The 25128-nt window shown below is 53.6% G+C and carries 17 protein-coding genes; 1 reads left to right on the top strand and 16 read right to left on the bottom strand.

Features of this window, described 5'->3' with window-relative positions; genetic code table 11:
* Genes BQ6873_RS03350 through BQ6873_RS03340 form a run of 3 tightly spaced genes read right to left on the bottom strand, consistent with a single transcriptional unit; the run spans position 1 to position 7649 of the window.
* Entirely contained in the window at positions 1-3090 is a 3090-nt protein-coding gene (locus BQ6873_RS03350) for a multidrug efflux RND transporter permease subunit (protein ID WP_076591389.1), read from the bottom strand.
* Positions 3087-6263: an MdtB/MuxB family multidrug efflux RND transporter permease subunit gene (locus BQ6873_RS03345; RefSeq protein ID WP_076591388.1), complete on the bottom strand. Its 3177-nt coding sequence runs from the start codon at positions 6261-6263 to the stop codon at positions 3087-3089. The genes BQ6873_RS03350 and BQ6873_RS03345 overlap by 4 nt, the downstream gene beginning before the upstream one ends.
* 9 nt (positions 6264-6272) lie before the next feature.
* Positions 6273-7649 (bottom strand): MdtA/MuxA family multidrug efflux RND transporter periplasmic adaptor subunit, encoded by a 1377-nt coding sequence (locus tag BQ6873_RS03340; protein WP_076591387.1) that lies wholly within the window; start codon positions 7647-7649, stop codon positions 6273-6275.
* A 204-nt stretch (positions 7650-7853) separates the two neighbouring features.
* Between BQ6873_RS03340 and BQ6873_RS03335 the strand changes: the two genes are divergently transcribed.
* Positions 7854-8225, top strand: a complete 372-nt coding sequence (locus BQ6873_RS03335) for a hypothetical protein (RefSeq protein ID WP_076591386.1) — start codon at positions 7854-7856, stop codon at positions 8223-8225.
* A 42-nt stretch (positions 8226-8267) separates the two neighbouring features.
* Here the strand turns inward: BQ6873_RS03335 and BQ6873_RS03330 are convergent, their stop codons facing one another.
* From BQ6873_RS03330 to BQ6873_RS03270, 13 genes are all read right to left on the bottom strand, one after another.
* Positions 8268-8615 (bottom strand): antibiotic biosynthesis monooxygenase family protein, encoded by a 348-nt coding sequence (locus BQ6873_RS03330; RefSeq protein WP_076591385.1) that lies wholly within the window; start codon positions 8613-8615, stop codon positions 8268-8270.
* Between the two features lie 31 nt (positions 8616-8646).
* Positions 8647-9294, bottom strand: coding sequence for a glutathione S-transferase family protein (locus tag BQ6873_RS03325; protein ID WP_076591384.1), 648 nt, complete (start codon positions 9292-9294; stop codon positions 8647-8649).
* Positions 9295-9401: 107 nt separating this feature from the next.
* Positions 9402-12488 (bottom strand): efflux RND transporter permease subunit, encoded by a 3087-nt coding sequence (locus BQ6873_RS03320; protein ID WP_076591383.1) that lies wholly within the window; start codon positions 12486-12488, stop codon positions 9402-9404.
* A gap of 10 nt (positions 12489-12498) precedes the next feature.
* On the bottom strand, positions 12499-13671 hold the full coding sequence (locus BQ6873_RS03315) for an efflux RND transporter periplasmic adaptor subunit (protein WP_076593911.1): 1173 nt from the start codon (positions 13669-13671) through the stop codon (positions 12499-12501).
* A gap of 62 nt (positions 13672-13733) precedes the next feature.
* Entirely contained in the window at positions 13734-15290 is a 1557-nt protein-coding gene (locus BQ6873_RS03310) for an efflux transporter outer membrane subunit (protein ID WP_076591382.1), read from the bottom strand.
* A gap of 30 nt (positions 15291-15320) precedes the next feature.
* Complete coding sequence (locus tag BQ6873_RS03305; protein ID WP_076591381.1) at positions 15321-15614, bottom strand: hypothetical protein; 294 nt, start codon at positions 15612-15614, stop codon at positions 15321-15323.
* A gap of 344 nt (positions 15615-15958) precedes the next feature.
* Positions 15959-16282: a P-II family nitrogen regulator gene (locus tag BQ6873_RS03300; RefSeq protein ID WP_076591380.1), complete on the bottom strand. Its 324-nt coding sequence runs from the start codon at positions 16280-16282 to the stop codon at positions 15959-15961.
* 73 nt (positions 16283-16355) lie between these two features.
* Complete coding sequence (locus BQ6873_RS03295) at positions 16356-19457, bottom strand: efflux RND transporter permease subunit (RefSeq protein ID WP_076591379.1); 3102 nt, start codon at positions 19455-19457, stop codon at positions 16356-16358.
* Positions 19458-19461: 4 nt separating this feature from the next.
* Complete coding sequence (locus BQ6873_RS03290) at positions 19462-20613, bottom strand: efflux RND transporter periplasmic adaptor subunit (RefSeq protein WP_076591378.1); 1152 nt, start codon at positions 20611-20613, stop codon at positions 19462-19464.
* Positions 20610-21854 (bottom strand): TolC family protein, encoded by a 1245-nt coding sequence (locus BQ6873_RS03285; protein WP_076591377.1) that lies wholly within the window; start codon positions 21852-21854, stop codon positions 20610-20612. Before BQ6873_RS03285 ends, BQ6873_RS03290 begins: the two co-directional genes overlap by 4 nt.
* A gap of 93 nt (positions 21855-21947) precedes the next feature.
* Positions 21948-22349, bottom strand: a complete 402-nt coding sequence (locus tag BQ6873_RS03280) for a hypothetical protein (RefSeq protein WP_157889109.1) — start codon at positions 22347-22349, stop codon at positions 21948-21950.
* 321 nt (positions 22350-22670) lie between these two features.
* The gene (locus BQ6873_RS03275; protein ID WP_076591375.1) at positions 22671-24632 is read right to left on the bottom strand and encodes a sensor histidine kinase; all 1962 of its coding nucleotides are present in this window, start codon (positions 24630-24632) and stop codon (positions 22671-22673) included.
* Positions 24633-24843: 211 nt separating this feature from the next.
* Positions 24844-25029 (bottom strand): hypothetical protein, encoded by a 186-nt coding sequence (locus BQ6873_RS03270; protein ID WP_076591374.1) that lies wholly within the window; start codon positions 25027-25029, stop codon positions 24844-24846.
* Positions 25030-25128 lie beyond the last annotated feature (99 nt).

The raw sequence follows: 25128 nt of genomic DNA, 5'->3' as shown, positions 1-25128 counted from the left end.
TCAGGCTGTCGCCAATTGTGGAGCCGGGCTGTGCTTATGTTTGTCGCGGCGCAGCTTGTCCATCAGCACAAAGACGACAGGTGTCGTGTAAAGCGTTAGTAACTGGCTCAGTATCAGGCCGCCAACGATGGCTATGCCCAGCGGTTGGCGTAATTCCGCACCGTCGCCGCTACCTAAAGCCAGCGGCAGTGCACCGAAGATGGCGGCAAAGGTGGTCATCAGAATCGGCCGCACGCGTAATAGCGCCGCACGATAAATCGCCGGACCGGCGTTAACTACACCGTGGCGCTGCCGCGTAATTGCAAAGTCGATCATCATGATCGCGTTCTTCTTCACGATGCCGATTAGCAAGATCACACCGATCAGCGCAATGATGGAAAACTCGGTATTGAACATCTTCAGTGCGAGCAGCGCGCCGACACCGGCCGAGGGCAGGGTAGAGAGAATGGTAATCGGATGAATCAGGCTTTCATACAGTATGCCCAGCACCAGATAAATCACGATGATGGCCGCGCCTATCAGCAGCGGTTGCGAAGACAGTGATTCCTGGAAGGCATTCGCCGTGCCCTGGAAACCGCCGCGTACCGAGACCGGCACGCCCAGTTTGCCTATCGCATTGTTAATGGCGACCGTAGCATCCGACAACGACACACCCAAAGGCAAATTGAAGCTGATGGTGGAAGCCGGCGTACCGCTCTGATGACTGACCGCCAATGGTGTATTCGTGGTTTCCACCCGCGTGAAGGCGGACAGAGGCACTTGTGCACCGTTGCTGCTGGTCACGTACAAGCGTTTCAGGGTTTCCGGTCCTTGCAGGAATTCGGGTGCCAACTCCATCACCACCCGGTATTGGTTGAGCGGGTTATAGATGACGCCGACCTGACGTTGGCCGAAAGCATTGTTGAGTGTGTTATCTATCGTGGCGACGCTGATGCCAAGGCGCGCGGCGGCATCGCGGTCTATCACCAGCGACGTTTGCATACCTTTGTCTTGCTGGTCGGAGTTGACGTCCGTCAGTTCCGGTATTTGTGACAAGGCATTACGTATCAGCGGATCCCAGGTGCGCAGATCTTCGATGGTATCTGCCTGCAGCGTGTACTGGTACTGCGCGTTCGACTGCCGGCCACCGATCCGAATATCCTGTACCGGCACCATGAAGAGGTTAGCGCCCGGTTCGTGCGCCAGCTGTTTGCGCAGTCGAGCAATGATGACATCGGCCGAAACCTTGCGTTCGGCCAGAGGCTTGAGCGTGATGTAAAACATGGCAGAGTTACTCTGACCACCACCAGTATTACCGCTCACGTTGGCAACTGCGGGATCGGAACGGATGATGGTCGAAAAGGTCTCCAGCCGTTTTTGCATCATCTGGAAGGAGCTGCCCTGATCCGCTTGCACGCCACCGATCAAGACGCCGGTATCCTGCTGTGGGAAGAAGGTCTTCGGTATCGTAACGTAGAGGTGGACATTTAGCGCCACTACCGCCAGCAGGACCAGTATGGCCAGCGGTTGATGCCGCAGGGTCCAGATCAGCGACTGCCGGTAGCCGCGTAGGACGGCGCGGTTAAAGCGATTAAACCATTGCATGACACGTCCGGGCTTCCGCTTTTCAGTGTTTTGCTTGAGCAGCGTGGCGGCCATCATAGGCGTAGTGGTCAGTGATACGACCATAGAGACCAGAATCGCGGCTGTTAGCACCACCGCAAATTCTCGGAACAAGCGACCAACCACGCCGCCCATCATCAGCAAAGGGATGAAGACGGCAATCAGCGACAGGCTGATCGATACCACGGTAAAGCCTATTTCACGCGCACCTTTTAGCGCGGCTTCACGTGGTGTTAAACCTTGTTCTATATAGCGCGTGATGTTTTCCAGTACCACGATCGCATCATCGACCACGAAGCCGGTCGCCACTGTCAGAGCCATAGCGGATAGGTTATCCAGACTATAACCACATAGATACATGACGCCGAAGGTGCCGGCCAGCGACACCGGTACGGCAACCGCCGGGATCAACGTTGCGCGCCAGTTACGCAGGAACAACAGCACAACCAGGATCACCAGACCCACCGCGATGCCCATTGAACGTTCAACTTCACGCAGCGACGCTTTGATCGTTGGTGTGCGGTCGGTGATGACGTCCATCTTTATCGCCTGCGGGATTGAAGCTTGCAGGCGCGGCAGGATGTCACGGACGTTTTGTACGGTTTCTATGATGTTGGCGCCCGGTTCCTTCAACAGGAACATGACGATCGCAGGTTTGCCATTGGCGAGACCATAGTTGCGTACGTCTTGCACGGAATCGACAACATTGGCGACATCACGCAAACGCACCGAAGCACCATCGCGATAGCTGATTACAACCGGCGCATATTCAGCCGCAGTACGCGCCTGGTCATTCGCGCCTATTTGCCAGTACTGGTCATCCAGCTCAACCGAACCTTTCGGGCGATTCGCATTGGTGTTAGTGATCGCAGTGCGCACATTGTCGAGCGAGATACCGATGGCTGCGAGCTTGTCCGGATTCAATTCCACCCGCACCGCAGGCAAGGCACCGCCGCCTACATTGACCTGGCCTACACCTTCCACCTGCGACAGGCGCTGCGCCAATATGGTCGAGGCCGCGTCATACATCTGACCGCGCGTCAGCGTATCCGAGGTCAGCGAGATGATCATGATAGGTGCGGCCGCCGGATTCACCTTGCGGTAAGTCGGGTTGCTCGGCATGCCGGTCGGCAGCAGCGTGCGCGCCGCATTGATCGCCGCCTGCACATCGCGCGCTGCACCATCGATATCGCGATTAAGGTCGAATTGCAGCACCACATTGGTCGAGCCCAGCGACGAGCGCGAAGTAATCTCGTTGACGCCGGCGATGCTGCCAAGCGCACGTTCCAATGGTGTTGCAACGGTGGCCGCCATCGTATCCGGGCTGGCACCTGGCAGCGAAGCACTGACCGAAATGGTCGGGAAATCGACTTGCGGTAAAGGCGCGATCGGCAGCAGGTTGAAACCCAGTATGCCGGCCAGGGCTATCCCTATCGTGATCAGCGTCGTCGCGACCGGCCGTGCAATAAAAGGCGCAGAGATATTCACGTTGCGCTTCCACCGGCGGCACGTTCTGCAGCGCGGCGTTCTTGCCAGTCTTTCAAACGTTGCGCCTGTTTGGCAAAGCCGAGGTAAATCACCGGCGTGGTGAACAGCGTCAGCAACTGGCTGACTATCAAGCCGCCGACCATGGTTACGCCTAATGGATGACGCAATTCATGTCCTGCACCGGTGCCCAACATCAGAGGCAAGGCACCAAGCAAAGCTGCCATGGTGGTCATCAGAATAGGGCGGAAGCGCAACAGGCAAGCTTTGTAAATCGCTTCACGCGGCGGCAGGTGTTCTTCGCGTTCCGCATACAAGGCAAAGTCGATCATCATGATCGCGTTCTTTTTGACGATACCGATCAGCAGCACGATACCGATGATGCCAACGATGCCCAGATCCTGACCGGCGACCAGTAAAGCCAGCAAGGCACCGAGGCCAGCCGAAGGCAACGTGGACAAGATGGTAATCGGATGGATATAGCTTTCATACAGCACACCCAGCACGATATACATGGTGACGACCGCAGCCAGGATCAGCAGCAGCGTGCTACTGAGCGATGCACGGAAGGCTTCGGCCGCACCCTGGAAGCTGGTTTCCACGCTAGGCGGCAGGTTCAGCTTGGCTTCTTCTGCTTTGATTGCATCGACCGCTTTACCGAGCGAAGCGCCCGGTGCCAGATTGAACGAGATCGTCGCTGACGGGAATTGTGCGACGTGGTTAATGGCAAGTGCAGTCGGACGCTCTATGATTTCCGCCACCGAAGTCAGCGGTACTTGTCCGGTGGCGTTGAAAACAACCGTAGCACTCGTGCCGCCGGTGCCATTCAAACTATTATTGTTATTGTTCGTGACCGGCACATACAAACCTTCCAGTGACACTGGGCCACGACGACGTCCTGGCTCTGCTTCCAGCACCACGCGGTACTGGCTGGATTGCGTATAGATGGTGGAAATCAGACGCTGGCCGAAGGCGTTATACAAGGCCGTGTCAATCGCGGCGACGGTTACGCCGAGACGCCCAGCGGCTTCGCGGTCTATCTGTACATAAGTCTGTAAACCCTGATTCTGCAAATCACTGGCCACATCCACCAACTCAGGAATGTTTTTCAGACTTGCCAGTAATAAGTCATTGGACTTAGCTAGATCGTTGGAATCTGGCGAACTGAGCAGGAACTGATATTGGGTTTTGGAGACGCGATCTTCAATCGTCAAATCCTGTACCGGCTGCATATAGGCAGTAATGCCGGGCAGGCGCGACGTCGACTCATTCAGGCGGCGAATAATGTCTGAGGCAGAGTCACTACGTTCGGCAAACGGCTTGAGTGTGATCTGCATGCGCCCGGTACTGAGTGTCGGATTCGCGCCATCGACGCCGATGAAGGAAGCGAGGTGATCGACATCCTTGTCTTTCAGGATGACATCAGCCAGCGCTTGCTGCTTACGCGACATCGCTTCAAAGGAACTGGTTTGCGTGGCTTCGGTAATCACTTGGATCAGGCCGGTATCCTGTACCGGGAAGAATCCTTTCGGCACGATCACATACAGCAGCCCAGTCAAGACTAACGTCAAGCCAAATACGCCCAGCGTGGCGCGCGGTCTATCCAGTACCCACACCAGCGCACGGCCATAAGCGGCGACCATGCGATTGAATTGTTCTTCGCTCCATTTGCCGATGCGACCAGGTTTGTTTTCATGTTCAGGGCGCAGCAGGCGTGCGCTCATCATCGGCGTCAAGGTCAGCGATACCACTGCGGAAATCAGGATGGCGACTGCCATCGTAATCGCGAATTCGTGGAATAAACGTCCAACCACATCTCCCATGAACAGCAGCGGGATCAATACAGCGATTAATGACACCGTCAGCGAAATAATTGTGAAGCCGATCTGTTTGGAACCCTTCAAGGCCGCTTCCATCGGCGAGTCGCCTTCTTCGACGAAGCGCGCGATATTTTCAATCATCACAATCGCATCATCAACCACGAAACCGGTCGAGATGGTTAGCGCCATCAGCGTCAGGTTATTGATGGAGAAGCCGGCGAGGTAAATCACGCCGAAGGTACCGATCAATGATAGCGGCACGGCCACGCTCGGAATAATCGTGGCAGAGGCACTGCGCAGGAACAGGAAAATCACCATCACCACCAGAGCAATCGCGAGCAGCAACTCAAACTGCGTGTCGTTAACCGAGGCGCGAATGGTGGTAGTACGGTCGGCAATCACTTGCACATCGACTGAACCAGGCAGCGAGGCCTGCAACTTGGGGAGCAACGCTTTGACCCTGTCTACGGTCTCGATCACGTTCGCGCCCGGTTGACGCTGCACATTCAAAATCACGCCTGGCGTGCGATCTACCCATGCGGCCAGACGCAGGTTTTCCGCATCATCGACTATGGTCGCGACATCGCTGAGGCGCAGCGGATTACCGTTCTTCCACGCGATGATGAGATTTTGATATTCGGCGGCGGACTTCAACTGGTCGTTCGCATCGATGGTTGACGCGCGTTGCGCACCATCAAAACTACCTTTGGCCTGATTGACGTTGGCGGCAACGATGGCCGTACGGATATCGTCCAGCGATAAACCGAGCGAAGCCAAAGCTTGCGGATTACCTTGTATGCGCACCGCAGGGCGCTGGCCGCCGGCTATGCTGACCAGGCCGACGCCATCGACTTGCGACAACTTCGGTGCCAAGCGATTTTCCACCAGGTCGTGCACTTTAATAATAGGCAGCGTCGGTGAGGTGATCGCGATTGTTAGTACCGGCGCATCGGCCGGATTAACCTTGCTATAGATAGGCGGCATCGGCAAATCGCTAGGCAGCAAATTGCTACCGGCGTTGATCGCGGCCTGTACTTCCTGTTCTGCCACATCCAGTGAAAGGCCTAGCGAGAAGCGCAGTGTGATGACCGAAGCGCCGCCGGAGCTGGTCGAGGTCATTTGGTTCAGACCTGGCATTTGGCCGAACTGGCGTTCCAGCGGTGCGGTGACTGTCGTCGAAATGACGTCCGGACTGGCGCCCGGGTAGAGCGTGGTGACTTGTATGGTCGGGTAATCGACTTCCGGCAAGGCGGATAAAGGCAGCAGCCGGTAGGCCAGCAAACCAGCCAGCAGGATCGCAAGCATCAAGAGCGAAGTGGCAACCGGACGCTCGATAAAGATGCGTGATGGATTCATGATGCTGGCTTAGTTGGTGGAGGCCGCTGGTTTGTCTTTCTTGCCGCCGTTCTGCTGGAACCAGGCGCGGCGTTCTTCCGGACTCATATTCTTCAGTTTCTCGGCCATTTCTGGCGGGATATTCTTGCGTTTGCTGTCAGCTGGTGGTGCGGCGGCACCGGCACGCTGTTTCGGATCTGCGGCGATGACTTCAACCTTGCCACCTTCGCGCAGACGATCGGTGCCATCGATGACGACTTTCTCGCCTGGTTCCAGTTTGGCTTCGATTGCCATCCAGCCACTATCGATTGCACCGGGTTTGACGACACGTGTGTTCACTGTATTGTCGGCATTGACGACATATACGTAGAAACCTTGTGAACCACGCAAGACGGCCGCTTGCGGCACTGCCAGCGCATCTTTCAGTGTATTGAGTTGCATGACGACGCTAACTGCCTGGTTAGGGAAGAGTGCATCGTCCAGATTCGGGAACAGGGCTTTGACCTTGATGGTGTCTGTCGTCACATCGATGGCATTGTCGACGGTAGATAACTGACCAGTAGCCAGTTTGGTCTTGCCGGTGCGATCCCAGGCTTCTACCGGAACAACCTCGTTGGCACGCAAACGCGTGGTAATCAGTGGCACGTTGGCGGACGGTACCGAGAATACGAGTGCGATAGGGCGGGTTTGCGTAATGATGACGATGCCGTTGGTGTCTGAAGGCTGCACCACATTGCCAAGATCGGATTGTTTGAGGCCGACGCGTCCGGTGATGGGCGCGGTAACACGTGTATATGACAACTGCAGTTTGGCGCTATCGACCGTACCTTGATCAGACTTGACCGTACCTTCGAGCTGGCGCACCAGTGCTTCCTGCGTATCCAGCTGTTGTTTGGCAATGGCGTCTTTAGACAGCAAATCCTTGTAGCGGGCGAGATCGATACGGGCATTGTCCAGTTGCGCCTTGTCGCGTGCGAGTACACCTTCGGCTTGTCCTAGCGTGGCCTGGAAGGCACGCGGATCGATTTGCGCCAGCAGTTGGCCGGCCTGCACTTGCTGGCCTTCCTTGAAATTGATTTGCTGCAGCACGCCAGTGACCTGTGTATGAACAATCGCGGTGTTGGCCGCATTAATACTGCCGATTGCATTGACAGTCACGCGTATATCTTGTCGTCGTGCTTCCTGCACAGATACCGGTTGCACCATATTCGGACCGCCGAAACGACCACCATTGGCTTGCGCGGCCTTATCTGCCGAAGAAGGGCTCTTCCACCACCAGAATCCGGCACCTACTGCCAACAATGCGATAAGAACCCAGATTATCGTTCGGCGAAGCTTGCTTTTAGGCAAGCGCGTAGAGCGGGGTGGAGAAGTATTGTCAGTATTCGTGTCGGGGTGATTTGTCATGTGCGGCAAGGTGTATCTGCGCGATTTGGAAAATTAATTATATGGCGCATTTGCATAAAAAAGTTGCGCGATGAATTACTTTACAAAACGTATTGAAATCGAAGGAATTTCTTTACATACGCATGCTTAAATAAGGCAATACATCGGGCATTATTTGTGTATGCAGACCGAGCAGTGTGCTCGTAAAGAAGAGGTGAATTGCAAATGGTTGATTCTGTATTCGTTGAAATTCAGTTTTTTCTGCTCATTGCTTCAACATTCATCATCCCAATCGGGATCTACAGCTACATGATGTGGAAGCGCTCCATTTCCCGCAAAGTCGTGCTGTTGTTCGGCATTATCCTGATTCTTGTCTCGGGGACGAACATTTTCCTTTTGCAACTGCTCAGGGTAATGGCCAAGCATTCACCATCTTTGCTGGATGACAGAGTTTTTGCATCTGAAATGTCGGTAGCGCTTTATCTGATTCCCGCCATTTTTGCCGGTATTGGCGTCAATATCATTTCGCATATATTGATCGCTCATCTCAGTGATGCGGAGAAAAAATTCGATAGAGAGCATAAAGAACGCAGGTGAACATGCGTTCATCATGTGGATATGAATGAGCCAGAGAACTGTTTATGCCTGATGCGCCTTGCGTGAGTCAGTCGGTGCTTCTGCTCTCTCATTCAAGCCGTAATCACGCAGCACATGCGCCACACGCAAACGATAATCGGCAAAGATCGTTGCTCTGCCTGCAGACTGCGCCTGGCGATGGACTTCCAGATTGCGCCAGTTTTGCACCGCTTCTTCATCGCGCCAGTAAGACAGCGACAGTATTTTGGCCGGATCGATCAGACTCTGGAATCGCTCTATCGAAATAAAGCCGTCTATCTTTTCCAGATATGGGCGTAATGCGGCTGCGGTGTCCAGATAATCCTGTTTGTGATCCGCATGCGGAATGACTTCAAAAATAACGGCAATCATTTTCTATCTTCTCCTGATTCTATTTTTTAGATTAAAAACTCAATCTACCGCGCAATTCGTCGAAGGGCAGCATCACATGCTCGCGGTAGGCTGGTTGAAGCTGCAAGCGCTCATACCAGGCAGTCACATTAGGCACATCTGGATGTGGAATATCCAGCTCGAAGTAGCGATAAAGCAGCGTGCCTGCCGGTATATCCGCCAGCGTTAGACTACCACCAGCGAGAAACGGACTTTTGGATAAAACGCCATCAAGAAGTTGAAAATATTGCATGCAGAGTTGAATATTTTCTTCTATCTTCTTCAAATCACGTAACGCTTCGGGCGTGCGGTAGAAATTCCAGAAAACACCTGCGATAAAGGCTGGTTGCAAACTGCTCTGCGACCAATCCATCCAGCGATCAGCCTGCGAGCGCCGACCTGCATCTTCATCCCAAAAATGCGAGCCGCCATACTGTGCGGCCAGATATCTTAAGATGCTGTGCGATTCCCAAACAACGGTCTCGCCGTCTTTGATGAGCGGAACGTGACCATGCGGATTCATGGCGAGAAATTCGGGCGTATCCCTGATGCCAAATTTTCCTCCGGCCGGAATATGCTCATGTGGCAAACCAAGCTCGCCGATTAGCCACAAGACCTTTTGCACATTAATCGAGTTACGTCGCCCCCAAACCTGCAGCATGAAATCCTCCTGATGTTTGAAGTAATTGTACGGTGCTTGCACGCAAAGGCGTATAAGAAAAGCCAGTCGCACATCAAGGATGTGCGACTGGCATAAGAGGTTCTAGCTCATTCAGCCGGCGTCGCTACGGGCGCTGGCGTATCTGGATGTGCCAGTTTTTCCTTGGCAATTTGTTTGCTGTGATCTGTGCCGATGAAGAGATACATCGCAGGAACAACAAACAAGGTGAAGAGCGTACCGATAGACAAGCCGGTGAAAATCACCAAGCCCATCGCATGTCGTCCTGCTGCGCCTGCACCTGATGCAATCACCAGCGGTATAACACCGAACACCATAGCCGCAGTTGTCATCAGGATAGGGCGCAAGCGGATGCTGGCAGCTTCTTCAATCGACTCGCGCTTGCTCTTGCCGGTTTTTTGCAATTGATTCGCAACCTCGACAATCAAGATGCCGTGCTTACTAATCAAGCCCATGAGTGTCACCAGCCCAACCTCGGTGTAAATATTCATCGAGGCGAAGCCAAGGAAGATAAAGATCATCGCACCAAACAATGCCAGCGGCACTGAAACCAGAATCACAATAGGATCGCGGAAACTCTCGAACTGCGCAGCCAGTGCAAGGAAGACGATGATCACCGCAAATATCATCGTCACCAGGAAACCACCAGATTCCTTGATGAACTGGCGTGATTGGCCCGAGTAATCGACGTAGTAACCGCTAGGGGCCACTTCCTTGACTGCGTCACGCAGTATCTGCAACGCATCACCTTGCGATGCGCCAGAGACGCCGGAGATCGTTGCCGAGTTAAGTTGCTGGAAGCGATTGATCGATTCCGGCACGACGTCGTATCGTATGCTGGCGATGGTGCTGGCCAGTATCAAGCCCGCGCTTGGTGTCTTGATGTAAAAGTCGAGTACGTCATCAGGATTCAGGCGATCAACTTGCAGCACTTGCGGGATTACCTTGTATGAACGTCCGGCAATCGAGAAGTAGTTGACGTAACCACCACCCAGGCCTGCACCGAGTGCGGCACCCACATCCTGCTGCGTCATGCCCAAGGCGGCGACCATATCGCGATTCACCACGACTGTTGCCTGTGGTTGATCAATCTTCAAGTCGGTATCAATAAAATAGAATTTGCCCGAAGCTTGCGCTTTCGCCAGCACCTGCTGCGCAACGGTATTCAGGTTCTGGAACGGTTCGGTACTACTGATGACAAACTGTACCGGCAAACCTGAAGCACCCGGCAAGGCAGGAAACTGAAAGGCCGCGACACGTGCACCGGCGATTTTATTCCACTGTGCTTGCAGATCAAGTTGAATCTCATGAGCACTACGCGTGCGTTGATCCCAGGGTTTCAACAACACACCACCGATACCGGCGTTGATAGAAGGGACACCGGTTAACTGGAACATCTGACTGTATTCAGGCGCGCTTTTGGCAACATTGAAAACCTGTCCCGCATAGGTTTGCATCTGGTTGGCCGTTGCTGTTGGCGGGCCGACCACTTGTGACAAGACGATGCCTTGATCTTCTTCCGGCGCCAGTTCGGATTGCGCCATCTTGAACATCACAATCAGCAAGACACTTAATATGACGCCCATCAAAATCAGCACAGGCCATGTATCCAGCAACGTGTGCAATAAGCGGCGATAGCTGCCCTGTACACGTTCAAAGATGTGATTGATCTTCTTGGCAAACTTGCCTTCATCCTGGCTAGGCTTGAAGAAGCGTGAACACATCATCGGTGACAAGGTCAGCGCGACTATGCCTGACACTGCTACAGCACCCGCCAGCGTGAAGGCGAATTCAGTAAATAGCGCACCGGTCAAACCGCCTTGAAAGCCAATCGGAACGTACACCGCAATGAGCACGATGGTCATCGCGATAATCGGGCTACCAAGCTCTCGCGCCGCGATGAGCGATGCCTCCCACGGTGTCTTGTGTTCCTCCATCATGTGTCGGTCCACGTTCTCGACGACGATAATCGCATCATCGACCACCAGCCCGATCGCTAGCACAAGCGCAAGTAGAGTCAGCAAATTGATCGAATAGCCGAACATCAGCATCACGAAGAAGGTACCGATCAGCGACAAGGGCATTGCAATCACCGGCACCGCAACGGCGCGGAAGCTGCCGAGGAAGAGATAAATGACGACAGTCACAATCAGCAGTGCTTCTACCAAGGTCTTGATGACCTCTGTAATCGATGTACTAATGAACTCGGTGGAATCGTAGACTATCTCGCCGGTTACGCCTGCCGGCAATTGATCGCGCAGTTCAGGGAAGGCTTCACGTACGCGTTTGGCAACGTCGAGCACATTGGCTTCAGGTGCAACTTTGATACCGACGAAAACGGAACGTACGCCGCTAAAGGCAACGTTAAAGTCGTAGTTTTCAGAACCCAGCGTCACCGTTGCCACATCTTCCAGACGTACGATGGAATCTCCACTGCGTGAGACGATGAGTTTCTTGAACTCCTCCACAGAGTGCAAATCGGTGCCGGCTGTCAGCGGCACCGTCACCATCTGACCTTTGGACACACCGAGCGCAGCCAGGTAGTTATTGTTCGCCAGCGATGCGCTGATGTCGGCCGGCGTCAAACCGTGACCCGCCAGTTTTTTCGTATCCAGCCATGCACGTAATGCGAACAAGCGTGCACCGAGCAGTTCGGCATTTTGTACGCCTTGTATTGAATTGAGTTTAGGCGTCACGACCCGCGACAAAAAGTCCGTCACGTTATTGGTCGGCAAGGTATCGCTATAGAAGCCGATATACATGGCATCTGTCGTTTGACCAGTGGCCACCGTCAACACTGGCGCTTGTGCTTGTACCGGCAATTGATTCTTGACTGAGTTGACCTGACTGCTGATCTCCGTCAATGCGCGGTTGGCATCGTAATTCAAACGCAAGGTAGCCGTAATCGTGGAGACACCGCTGGTGCTGGACGACGATAGATAGTCGATACCCTGCGCCTGTGCGATGGCGCCTTCCAGCGGTTGCGTGATGAAACCGGCGATGGTTTGTGCGTCAGCGCCGAAATAGGTCGTGGAAATGGTCACGACCGCATTCTGCGTTTTCGGATATTGATTAATAGGCAAACTGAAGAGCGAGCGCATGCCGAGTACGACAAGCAAGAGGCTCACAACGATGGCAAGGACCGGCCGGCGAATAAAGATGTCGGTGAAGTTCATGGTGCTGGCCTCACTTCTCTTGCGGAGCAGGGTTCGGATTGTTCTCCGGCTGTACCGTGTTATCTATCACCACCGACGTACCGTTTTTCAATTTAACCTGACCGCTGGTGACAACTTGCTGGCCTTCCTTCAGACCTTGCAGAATCGCGACCTGATCACCACGCGTTTCGCCGGTAGTCACGAAGACTTGTTGTACAACCAGGCCGCTAGTGGCAGCAGGTGTTGCAGGCGCTGGTGCTTTTTTGTCGTCAGTTTTGCCTTCAGGCGCTTTTTCACCAGCGTCTTTCACGATGAAAACCGTCGAACCGTATGGGTTGTAGGTGATCGCTGTTTGCGGCAAGGTCAGATAGCTTTTCTTTTCACCGACATCGACATTGGCGCTGGCAAACATGCCCGGCAATAATTGGCGCTCGGCATTCGTCAGCGTGGCTTGTATCTGCAAATTACTGGTTGTTGTATCAACCTTGGGACTGATGGCCGTGATTTGGCCTGGGAATAGCTGATCTGGGAAGCCGTCTGTGGTGACGTTAACCTTTTGTCCCAAGGATAATTTGCTGACTTGTTTTTGCGGCAGGTAAAAAGTGACGTAGATAGGATTGATACGCTGCAGAGTCACAACCTTGTCGCCAGGATTCAGATACTGGCCGGGATTGACGGTCGTGATACCGAGCTTGCCGGCGAACGGTGCGCGTATCGTTTTTTTCGCAATCAGCGCAGCCTGTTGTGCGGCCAGCGCGCGTTTTCCTTTTAGATCTGCGACATCACCATCCAATTGCGCCTGGCTGATGGCTTGCACTGCGAACTGCTGCTTGTCACGTGCCAGTACGCTGGCCGACAATTCTGCTGCTGCCTGCAGTGATTGCAATTGCGCGATATCGGCATCGGCATTCAATTGCACCAGCACGGCACCAGCTTCGACTTCCTGACCTGACTTGAAATTCACGTTGGTCACCAGACCGGCAATCTCTGTCGTCACATCCACGCCGCGTACTGCGCTAAGCGTGCCGACTGCTGCCAGTTGCGGCTGCCATTCAAGCAATTGCACTTTCATTGCTGTCACCGTCTGCGGGCCAGCTTTAGGCGCAGAGGCGATCAATTTTTGAATATGAAAATAGAAGCCCAAAGCCAGCAGCGCAACCAATACCAGCACAGCTACCAACATGATGATTATTCGTTTTTTCATGGTCATCTTTCAAGACGGTTCATGCATCGATTTTTTCAAAAATGTGCAGCTTTTAGCCAGCGTTACGGGGAGGGCGGCTTGGCGTCAGATATCGTGCCGTCCACGGTGGTCGTGGCTGGCACTTGAGCCAGTTCTGGACGATTCCACCAGCCACCGCCCAGCGCCTGGAACAGGGCTGCTGTATCTGAATAACGCGCTGCCTGTGCTTGCGCCAGCGAGATCTGTGTTTGCTGGTAAGTACGTTGCGCATCCAGCAGGGATAGATAACTGATCGCGCCCAGCTTGTATTGACCCGATACCAGATCAAGCTGTTGACGTGCCAGTGATGCGGCCTCGGCTTGTGCTTGCAAAGTCTGGGCATCACTATCCAGAGCTTGCAGCGTGTTGGATACGTTCAGGAATGCGTTGAGGACGGTTTGTTGATACTGCGCTTGTGCCTGTTCAAACGCTGCGACCGCACCGCGTTTTTGCGCACGTAGAGCGCCACCATTGAAGATAGGCTGCAACAAACTTCCGCCTATGCTCCAAACGCCGCTACCTGCAGTAAACAAATTGCCGAATGTCAGACTCTGCGAGCCAACGCTGCCGCTCAATGTAATCTGCGGATACATATTGGCCGTGGCGACACCGACTTGTGCGCTGGCTTGATGCAGCAAGGCTTCGCTGGCACGTATGTCCGGACGCTGACGCACTAGTGATGACGGCAGGCTCACCGGCAACTCTCGTGGTAACTGTAGCGACGCCAGTGAAAATTCAGGCAATCCATCATCGTTAGGCAAACGGCCTGCGTACACAGCAAGTTGATTGCGTGTCTGTGCCAATGCGCTTTCAAGTGCCGGCAGCGTTGCTAGCGTTTGTGCTAATTGCGTACGCTGCGCCAATAAAGTCGAGCGCGGGATGGCGCCAAGTTTCGCCTGATTTTCGACGATGGTGAGTGATTGGGATTGCGCATCTATCACTTCGCGCGTGGCTTGTATTTGCGCACGCAATGAGGCTTCCTGCACTGCCGTTGTGACCAGATTCGCAGTCAAACTCAAATAGGCCGCCTCAACTTGGTAACGCTGATAATCAATTGCGGCTTGCAAGCCTTCGAGGTCACGCCGTGTCGCGCCGAAGACATCGATGTTGTAGGAGACATTTACCGAGGCGTTATACAAGGTATATATCCCGCCGTTCGCTGTGCCACTCGTAATCGGAGAGACTTTCTGCCGCGTCGGGCCAATCTGCGCGGAGACGCTAGGGAAAAGCTTGTTGCCGACCGTAGCCTCATACGATGCCTGTGCTTGCCGCAGTGCCGCCTGAGCCGAAGCAAGCGTTGGACTGCGCGTCAGTGCTGAACGTATCAAGCGATCCAATGGTTCTGAGTGAAATACTTCCCACCATTGCGCAGGAATATCTTGCTCGTTGACGAAGCTTTGAGCGTTGCCACCAACAACTGGCGCACTGACAGTCTGTGCCGGCAATGGCTTAGTCGTGTAAGGCCGACTAGTATCAGCGACCTTGGGTGCTTCTGGCTCTTTGAAATCAGGTCCAACGGCACAGCCAGCAAGTAGTGCCACGGCTATGCAGGCAGCGATACGTGTTCGGCGCGGTGCTGGCAGGCGGGTAGTGGAGTTCATACCTTCTTCCGTGTGGTTTGTTGATGGACGTTAACTGTGGAGAGTGACGCTAATTTTCGGCGTTATATAACGCTTACGGTTGGTATTGCTGTCTGGCATGTCTACCGACGTACGCAAGCACTTTGCCATCCTGTTTTGGAGCAAAGTGTCTTGAGATGGAATAAGTCGTGTGTTTTTTGCTGCCTGGACAGCATGGATGCGGTCAACAGAAGCAGAAATACTTGAAATGGGGACTTGTTGCGCGATGGCGATGTAAGACATCGCACGCAGTGTTGTGAGTGTGCCGCTGTTAGTTCGTAACTGAATAAGCTCGATCTCTGGCATGCAAGGCTCATTTTTTGACGATGAACACCGACGATCCACTGGTAAATTGCGACTGCCCAGGGAGCGCTTCCCGGAACTAATGAGGCAGGTTGATACTGTCTCGACAACGTTTGGATGAATATACGCCAAATCTGGCGATTTGTTTTATGAACCGCTAATACTTCCTATTCTCGATGCAGACCGTGACGACATCGTTACATAGAGTAGTGCCGGGTTGAAAAAGATCCCGAGGGTAAAGTGAGATAGCGGTCAGGCAAGAGTCCGCATGATGTAAAAAAAACGCCTGCAATCAGCAGGCGTTTTGAAAAACAATTGACTAGTGCACCAAGCTTAAACTCGCAGCACTAAGATTCCGGCTGCCAGATGTAATCGAATTGATCTACTGTGGTGATCCATACGATGCCGTCGCCTATGTGCTTGGTCGAGCCGACACTCTTGATGGTGTCGTACACGGCTTGCGCGTATTGATCGTCAACGATGATATCGATACGTACCTTCGGTGAATAATCGAGCAACTCTTCCTTCAGGTTATGCGGCTGATGCCGTGCAGGGGAGCTGCAGCCTTCCACTTGCGTGATGGTCATGCCGGGGAATCCGACTACTTGCCCCAAGGCTTCACGCACATCGTCCAGACGCGCCGGACGAATAATGGCTTTGATTTCTTTCATGTTCTGACTCCTATGTTCAGTATGAAACGATAGGCGTCGCCATCTACGGCGACGCCATGCTCAAGATTGCAGATCAGGCTTCGCCTTCTTCATCATCGAACCAGCGATACAAGGTAGGCAGTACCAGCAAGGTCAGCGCGGTACATGTGATCAAGCCGCCAATCACGACGACTGCCAACGGACGCTGTACTTCCGAACCAGGGCCAGTTGCGAACAGGAAGGGCACCAGTCCCAGCATCGCGACTGTGGCCGTCATCATGACCGGACGGAAACGCATGGTTGCGCCTTGTACCACCGCGTCTGCAATGCTCAAGCCCTCAGTGCGCAGCTTCTTAATGTAAGACACCATCACAACGCCGTTAAGCACCGCGATACCCCACAAGGCAATGAAGCCGACCGACGCTGGTACCGACAGATATTCGCCGGTAACGAAGAGGCCGATGATGCCGCCGATCGAAGCAAAGGGCAGTACGGTAATGATGAGTGTCGCGTAGCGTACCGATTTAAACAGCAGGAACAGCAGGAAGAAAATTGCCGCTACTGTCGCCGGGACGATGACTGCAAGGTGACCCAGTGCACGTTCCATGTTCTGGAACTGACCACCCCATTCGAGGTAGTAGCCAGGAGGCAGTTGTATCTTGCCTTGCACAACTTGCTGCAGTTCCGCTACGAAACTACCCAGATCGCGATCCTGTACGTTGATCGCCACCACCACACGACGTTTGCCACCTTCGCGGCTGATCTGAGCCGGTCCGTCGCGCACCTCGATGTGAGCAAGACTATCCAAAGGCACGCGCGCACCATTCGGCGTAGTCAGCATGATCTGCTTGATCTCTTGCACGTTGCCGCGGAAGTTTTCAGGCAACCTGACGGCAGCCGAGAAGCGTCGTTCACCTTCGTAGACATCTGTCGCTTCTTTACCGGCGATGGCTACTTCGATGACGTCATTGATATCGGACACGTTCAGGCCGTAGCGCGCGATCGCTTGTCGATCGATATTGATCGACAAGTATTGTTGGCCACTGACGCGATCTACTCGAATGTCGCGTGCACCGGTTACCGTTTCGGCCACACGTGCAATTTCGTGGGCTTTCTCCAATAAGCGATCCAGGTCTTCGCCGAATATTTTGACTGCGACGTCAGAGCGTACGCCGGTCACCATTTCATCCACGCGATCCGAAATCGGTTGCGCCATGATGATTTGCGCGCTTGGGATAACCTCCAGCCGCTTCTTGATTTCTCTGGCGATCGTATCCTGGGTCCAGCCATCAGGCCATTCATCTTGCGGTTTCAGGCTGACAATCGGAGTCGATTCATTCTGCGCTTGCGGATCAGCCGGACTTTCGCCACGACCTACACCCGAAATGGCAGACTTCACGCCAGGTACTTTCATGATGATGCCCATCGCTTGCTTCTCGAGTGCGATGGATTCTTCCAGCGAGATGTTCGGCACACGATTGATACCCGGCACCAGTGAACCTTCCTTCATTTCCGGGATAAAGGCTGTGCCTAGCAACGGCAGCATGCCTACCGCGGCAACGAAAGCCAGTACTGAGAACAATACGGTTTTCTTGGCATTGGCCAATACCCAGTCGAGCATGCGCAGGTAGTGTTTTTTCAGGAAACCAACCAGGCGCGTGTCATGTTCGGCACCACCTTTGAGCAGATAAGAAGACAGCACCGGGGTCAGCGTCAACGACAGCAGCAAGGAAATCGCCAGTGCAATCGCAATGGTGAACGCCAGCGGCGCAAACATCTTGCCTTCCATACCCTTGAGCGTCATCAAAGGCAGGAATACCAGGATGATGATGCCGATGCCGAATACCACCGGCGTTGCCACTTCAATCACTGCTTTCAGTATGATTTGTATCTTGCTCTTGCCGTATTTATTGGGCTGCCCCAAATGTCCGAAAGCGTTCTCTACCACGACCACTGAGCCATCCACCATCAGCCCGATCGCCACCGCCAAACCACCTAGCGACATCAGGTTGGCGGAGATGCCAAACCGGTTCATGACGAAGAAAGTCAGCAAAGGCGTCAGTATCAAGGTGGCGACGACGATCACTGACGACCGTATGTCCCCGAGGAATACCAGCAAGATGATGACCACCAGTGCCACGCCTTCCAGCAAGACCTTGGCGACGGTCCATAAAGCAGCATCCACTAATTCGCTGCGGTCGTAGTAGGGCACGATCTGCAAACCATCCGGCAACATGCCTGCCTTGTTGATTTCAGCCACGCGATCCTTGATGCGCGACACGACTTCCTTGGCGTTACCGCCACGCATCATCATCACGATGCCACCTACGGACTCGGTAACACCATTCTTGACCAGAGCGCCGTAGCGAACTTCATGTCCCATACTGACTTGAGCAACGTCACGAATGTAGACGGGTGTGCCGTTGGACTCGGTCAATACGATATTGCGGATGTCATCCAGATTCTCGATCAGACCCACGCCACGGATCAGATATTGCTCCGCATAGTGAGGCAGAATGCCACCGCCCGAGTTGGCATTGTTGCGCGCCAACGCTTCGTACACCTGCTTGAGCGAAATACCGTAATGGCTCATGCGATCAGGATTGACCAGCACCTGATACTGCTTGACGTAGCCACCTTGCGAGTTGATTTCCGCTACTTGTGGAATCGAGCGCAGCAATGGTCGTACCATCCAGTCCTGCACGATACGTCGCTCGGTCAGTTCCTTCTGTGTTAACTCGCGGTCACCATCATCTGGTTTGTCGAGTGTGTACTGGTAAACCTCACCCAGACCAGTGGACACCGGACCCAATACTGGCGTGACGCCAGTGGGCATGCGTGCAGCGATTTCGATGAGCCGTTCCATCACCAGCTGTCGTGCGAAATACACGTCGGTGGCATCGGTAAAGACTAGTGTGATCAGCGACAAGCCCGGTTTGTTGAGCGAGCGCATTTCTTCCATTCCCGGCAGACCGGTCATGGCGATTTCAATCGGTACCGTCACGAAACGCTCGACCTCTTCAGGTGAGCGGCCAGTAGCATCGGTAGCAATTTGGACCTGAACGTTGGTAACGTCAGGGAAGGCATCGACCGACAACTTGCGCATAGCATCCAGCCCGATGATCAGGGCGATGGCTGCCAGGACGACAATGATCAGTCGCTGCTGCAGAGCAGCGCGAACTATCTTCTCTAACATTGCATTACTCCTGTGCGATACCGGTACGCTGATTGTTGAGATGGAAGGCGCCGTCGATGGCAATACGATCACCGGCCTTCAAACCAGAGGTCACGACGAGTTCATCGTGATTCGACTGTCCCACCTGTATTTTGGTAGCGCGGAAGTGGCCGGGTTGCGTTTCAACGTAGACCAGATTTTCATTCTCAAAACGCACTACCGCAGCTGCTGGTATGACCAGTTGCTCGGTAGGTCGGCTCGCGATCAGCATGGTCGCCAGCATGGCTGGTTTCAGACGGCCATCCTTGTTATCGATTGCGGTACGTACTTTGACTGTGCGTGTGGCAGGATCAACGATCTGTCCGACGAAGATGAGTTTCCCGGTGATCTTGCGATTACCAAGTGCAGGTACTTCGATGTCCACAGCCTGACCGACGGCGACCATGTCGGCTTGTTGCTCAGGCACTTCAGCGACTGCCCATACATGCGACAAGTCTGCTACGGTGAAGAGTGCGTCTGCCGGTTGTACCACCTGACCAGGTGATACCTGGAGTTCGACGACGGAGCCACCCAGGCTAGAAACCACTGGCGAGAACGAACTGATGTCACCACTCTGAGCCATACGTGCGATGGCGGCTGATGACATGCCAAGCACTTTGAGTTGTTCGGCTGCAGCGCGTGATTCAGCTGCGGCGACTGCATATTCATTCTCACGACGTTGCAGTTCTGCCTTACCGATGACGTCAGCAGCAAACAGCTGGCGTGCACGCGCCTGATTATTCTGCTGCAGTTCGGATTGCGCTTTTGCCTTCAGATAGGCTAATTGCGCGCTACCCAGTTCGGTGCTGTGCAGACGGGCTAATACATCACCTGGCTTGACGGTTTGACCGAGTGAGGCTGTGATGTCAGTGACACGGCCAGTGACTGGTGCACCGATACGTACCATGCGTTGACGATCAAAATCGATGAGACCAGGAACGCGCAGCACATCGCTGAACGGTTTCAGACCAACGGTGCCGATCTTGATGCGTTCACGCAAGGAGTCGGGAGCCACGACGATATTAGGATCGACCTTCTTGGCCGGTGTCTCGGTTTTTGGTTCAGCTTTGTCGCCGCAAGCCGCGAGGGAAATGCAAAGCGCGATCATCGCGCCAGTAGTAGAAAGACGGGGCATCATGGTTTGTTACCTGTGGAAGAGTTAGCTAACAGTCGCTGGATTTCTATAGTGGCCACTTGCAGATCGAATTGAGCCGCGATGAGGTCGTTGCGCGCAGTACGCAGAGCACGCTGCGCATCGAGGTAATCGATGATGCCGCGTTCACCGTAGCGGTAAGCGGCTTCAGCCACGCGCAGGGCGCTTTCAGCCTGGCGCACGATGCCTGATTCCAGCGCTTCGACTTGCGAGGAGGCGATCTGAGATTGCTGATAGGCAGAATCCAGCTGCTGTGTCAGTTCGAATTCGCGTGCTTCCAGCGCGTAACGCACACGCATCGCGCTGGCGGAGGCTTCATTAATCGGTCCCCGATTACGATCCCATAGAGGAATGGTCATCACGACGCCGAACTGAGTGTCACGCACCTCTGGATCGCGATTGGAAGTCGCTTTCAGCGCAATCGAAGGCAGACGCAGCGAACGCTGGTAATCCACCGCCACACCGGCACGTTGCAGTTCCATACGGTACTGGGTCAATTCCGGATTGGTGGACAACATGATTTCGCGCAGGCTATTCAGTGGTGCCAAAGGCGGAACGTCGCCCATGGTGCCCGCGATAGCAAAGCTGGCAGGCAGAATATCGCCTACCTGTTGACGCAAGAAAGACTTGGCCTGATTTGCCCGCAACAGAGAGCTATGACTATTCTTTTGCGCGTTGAGCAACTCGGTCGAAACACGGATCGCTTCATATCTTGGCGCTTCGCCCACATCGACGCGCACTTGTGCTCGGTCGTACAACTGTTGGGTCACGGCTAAATCTTCCTGTGCAGCTTCGAATTCAGCCTGGCGCCGCAGTGTTTCGTAGTAGCCGTGCTTGACCCGAGCAACCAGTTCAGCCGTGAACTGATCCTGCCCCGCGATAGTTGCGCTCACAGTCTTGCGCGCTATTTCCTGACGCAAGTAACGCTGGCTAGGCAGATCCAGACGCTGAGTGATCGATACCGTTTGACCGGTACCGCTCGTAGCGCTGGGCACTCGAGGTGATACACGGCCGCTTGTGTATTCGACTTCTGGATTAGGGTAGGCACCTGCGGTGGTGACACCAGCGCGTGCAGCTTCGACGCCAGCGGCGACTGCTTGCACACCTTTGTTTCCTTGCAAGGCCAGCGACAACAGCTGATCCAATGTATATGGCTGTGCTGCGGTCGCGTGCGACCACATGCCTGCCAGCCACACTGACGTAATGAGTAGTGTGATAGGTTTCATTGATTTAAGTTAAGCGTGTACACGCCGCGGACGAAGTGCCGCATAGCGTGCGGACGGCCCGAAAGCCGCCCTGGAAAAATGGACGTAGTGAGACTAGACCGTCAGGGCTGGTGGACGGTAGGCGCGGAAGATGGGCGCTGGTAGAGGAGGGTGTTGCGATGCAATAAAAGGAGTGTCTCCCAATGCCAAACAGACTAGGGATAGTGGTAATGGAAGATCGAATTCGTAGGGGTCATGCGATTGCGAGACCACATTCGTGCTTTTCGTTGGCGGCAAGCTGCACGACAGGTTATCAACCATCAGATCGCCCCAATCAGGTGCATAAATCTGCGCGGCTATATCTTCTGTGCCATTCACCTCAAACTCCCAGCGCGATATTTCACTGAGGCCAGTGGAGTCTTCTATAAAGATAGAGCGAGAAATGACTGTTTCCGGCGCTGCAGGCGCCCGGGATGATGTTTGTTCTGCGATAGCCGCTGGCTGAGAGCTGCTCATTCTGAGCATTTCGCCTAGCGTTATATATGTGACTGGGACCTTAGTCTCTGCCCCGCATGGGGCTGAGTTTGCCCATCCCCATTGAAGGGGTAAAGCGAGCAGGAGGAATAGCACATAAATATGACGCATCTGCAGCATTTTACGCGAACGCCAAGAAATATAACAATATCTACGATGCAAGTTGCATGCCTATACAGTTTTCAACTGTAGCTACTTGCAGTTCGCATGCTTTTGAAAGTGTATGAGATGAGATTTTCTGCTTGCAGCATCAGCGCCAAAACTTAAAGCTATTGCAGCGAAAATGATAGTAAGTTATTGAATCTATTCAACAACTTGCATCTCGTTCTTTTTCGTCTGACGTTCCAGCGGTAACCACAGCATGAATTGCGTTCCCGTCTTACTCGACTTCCAGCTGATCGCTCCCTCAAGTGCCATGGCTCGACGCTGCTGGTTATGCAAGCCGCGTCCAGCCGCGCTACTCAGTGTTTTTTCAACATCAAAACCTTGGCCGTTATCTTCTATGCTGATGGTCACACCCTTGGCATCTTTGGATGTACTGATACGAATTTCATTGGCGCGGGTATGACGCAGGATATTGGCAATGCCTTCTTGTACGATGCGCAGAATATGCAGCGAACTGGAAGGATCAAGCCAGTCCAGTGCAGGAAGATCCTGTACTTCCCACAACAAAGTGATGCCTGTGCCTTCCAGACGAGGTTCCAGACGGAAGCGCAGGGTGGCCAGCAGCAACACCAGATCCGCTTCAATTGGCTCCATTGAGTCAATGGTTAACTTCAGATCGTCCAGGCAATCCTTCAGGATTTGCGAAATCTTGAGTTCACTTACGCCACCTTGCTCCAGTGAACGAATGGCACTGATCAGTGATGAGCCCAAGCCGTCATGCATATCCTGCATCAGGCGCTGCCGCTCGTCGCTGATGGTTTGACGCAGCTCAGCTTCACGTAACTGTTTATGGCTGATTTCAAGCTCGGCTTCACGCGCCTGCAGACGCTGCGCCAGATTGGCATTGGCTTGTTCAACCTCGTCAATCGCATTGACGTAACGTCGATACATCAACGTGCCGAATACGGCGAACGTAACCGCATTGGTGTATGCACCGAGGAACCAGCCTTCCGGATTGATGAAGTTGGAGTACAGCAGCCAATCAGACAGCCCTAACAATGTTCCTATGGCGACGCAGATTGCTACCAATAGTCCATCGCGAGAACGCTTCCATGAATACACCACACCGGCGATCGAAACGATTGCGCCTATCAAAACGGCCAAGCCATAAATCACAGGGACGAGTATCGACGTGCTGGGGTAGTAAGGCAGTATGTTGGCTAAGGTCAGAGCGCTGATGATGGCGGCTATAGCGAAGATAACGCGAGTCAACCAAACAAGCGGGCGGCCATGCAGTTGACAGAGGAAAAGATGGACAACGGCAATCAACCAGAACAGAGCATTGCTGGTGAGCCACGCAAACCAGTCATGCGTGATGGGCCGTTCAACATAGTAATGAAGGTGTCCAACAAAGGAGATGGCTGCGAGATTGAAAAAAAGCAGATAGGTGATTTGTCGCCCGCGTCTAAGCCATACAAACAAGGCAAAAATCCCTACCGCCAAAAATGCAGCGCTGAGCGTTGCCGGCAATTCTCGCTGCAACCATTGGCGCACGTAGTAGCGCGCTTTCAGTGATTCTGCAGTTCCAAGCCATAACGAAGACATGCCGACTCGGGTATTGGATGGATGTTCGATCTGCACCAGAATTTCATGCAAGGGCGCATCAAGGTTGCTCTTGTCCAGCGTGACCCATAGCGGCGTGAACAAGCTATTCCAAAGCGGACCTTGTTGTTGTGCACGGTATACCAGTCGACCATTGGCATACAGAGCGACGCTGCCTTCGGTTTTGATGCGTACGCCGTATAAGGTCAAGGAATCGGAAGGATGCGAGGAACCATCTATGGGTAGTCTGATCCAGGTTGTGCTGAGGGATGTTTTCGCATTAGCGGGACGGTTCTCCAGCTTTTCAGCGAGAGGTAATGATACTGGCAGCGCAGTGTGGTGCCACGAACCGGGCAGGGTTGTACTGTCGAAGGTAAGTGGTGGCATATTCCAAACTGGTGCCGCGGTCACTTGCCAATCTGCCTGCGTCAGATGCTCGCTTTCCTGCGCCGAGTCACTATTGTCTGCTGATAGATACCAACCGCCGACGGCAATTAATAACGTCAAAGAAAAGACGAATATCGCATTGGCAAAAAGTCGTGCAGATGAATATCGCATGCTCGGTCAGTGTGTAGTTCTAAGCGCGGAATAGATAACCGGCAATCTTCCTCCAATGCAATACAAGGCGCAATGTTAACGTCCTGCTAATCGCCTGCCACCGTTGTTTCCTGAACGTCATCACTACGACTTTACTAAGCCACAACTTATCGATATTCGCGCCATAAGTTGGCGGATATTGACAAGGTTTTGTCGGGAAAATACAGAGTCGTCACTCTATGATCAGCAGCATCAAAATGAAGTCAGGCTTGCAGTTCTGCTCGGCGGATTGGCTTTTTTGCATTGATGATTCGCCTGTTATGGAATTGACCGCTTCTTGATTCACGCATAAAGAGACGTTGCCGCAGTGCATCCGCAGCTTCTCTTTTGATTGATTTATTTTGCCTTCAGGAAACATTAACGCTGCGCCATCAACGCATCATCCCCCATCTGCGCATACGTAGTTCTGCACCGCCTTGTTGTGACTTTTGACTGCCTTTCTCTCGCAACTATATCG

Source organism: Herminiimonas arsenitoxidans, assembly GCF_900130075.1.
GTDB classification, from domain to species: Bacteria; Pseudomonadota; Gammaproteobacteria; order Burkholderiales; family Burkholderiaceae_D; genus Oxalicibacterium; species Oxalicibacterium arsenitoxidans.
This window is presented reverse-complemented; position numbering and strand designations above follow the sequence as displayed.

Coding starts and splice junctions, on each gene's coding strand:
- BQ6873_RS03295 (WP_076591379.1), bottom strand. CDS start 19,457: ATGTTAGAGAAGATAGTTCGCGCTGCTCTGCAGCAGCGACTGATCATT.
- BQ6873_RS03345 (WP_076591388.1), bottom strand. CDS start 6,263: ATGAATCCATCACGCATCTTTATCGAGCGTCCGGTTGCCACTTCGCTC.
- BQ6873_RS03300 (WP_076591380.1), bottom strand. CDS start 16,282: ATGAAAGAAATCAAAGCCATTATTCGTCCGGCGCGTCTGGACGATGTG.
- BQ6873_RS03305 (WP_076591381.1), bottom strand. CDS start 15,614: ATGCCAGAGATCGAGCTTATTCAGTTACGAACTAACAGCGGCACACTC.
- BQ6873_RS03330 (WP_076591385.1), bottom strand. CDS start 8,615: ATGATTGCCGTTATTTTTGAAGTCATTCCGCATGCGGATCACAAACAG.
- BQ6873_RS03315 (WP_076593911.1), bottom strand. CDS start 13,671: ATGAAAAAACGAATAATCATCATGTTGGTAGCTGTGCTGGTATTGGTT.
- BQ6873_RS03290 (WP_076591378.1), bottom strand. CDS start 20,613: ATGATGCCCCGTCTTTCTACTACTGGCGCGATGATCGCGCTTTGCATT.
- BQ6873_RS03270 (WP_076591374.1), bottom strand. CDS start 25,029: ATGTTTCCTGAAGGCAAAATAAATCAATCAAAAGAGAAGCTGCGGATG.
- BQ6873_RS03335 (WP_076591386.1), top strand. CDS start 7,854: ATGGTTGATTCTGTATTCGTTGAAATTCAGTTTTTTCTGCTCATTGCT.
- BQ6873_RS03325 (WP_076591384.1), bottom strand. CDS start 9,294: ATGCTGCAGGTTTGGGGGCGACGTAACTCGATTAATGTGCAAAAGGTC.
- BQ6873_RS03310 (WP_076591382.1), bottom strand. CDS start 15,290: ATGAACTCCACTACCCGCCTGCCAGCACCGCGCCGAACACGTATCGCT.
- BQ6873_RS03280 (WP_157889109.1), bottom strand. CDS start 22,349: ATGAGCAGCTCTCAGCCAGCGGCTATCGCAGAACAAACATCATCCCGG.
- BQ6873_RS03320 (WP_076591383.1), bottom strand. CDS start 12,488: ATGAACTTCACCGACATCTTTATTCGCCGGCCGGTCCTTGCCATCGTT.
- BQ6873_RS03340 (WP_076591387.1), bottom strand. CDS start 7,649: ATGACAAATCACCCCGACACGAATACTGACAATACTTCTCCACCCCGC.
- BQ6873_RS03275 (WP_076591375.1), bottom strand. CDS start 24,632: ATGCGATATTCATCTGCACGACTTTTTGCCAATGCGATATTCGTCTTT.
- BQ6873_RS03285 (WP_076591377.1), bottom strand. CDS start 21,854: ATGAAACCTATCACACTACTCATTACGTCAGTGTGGCTGGCAGGCATG.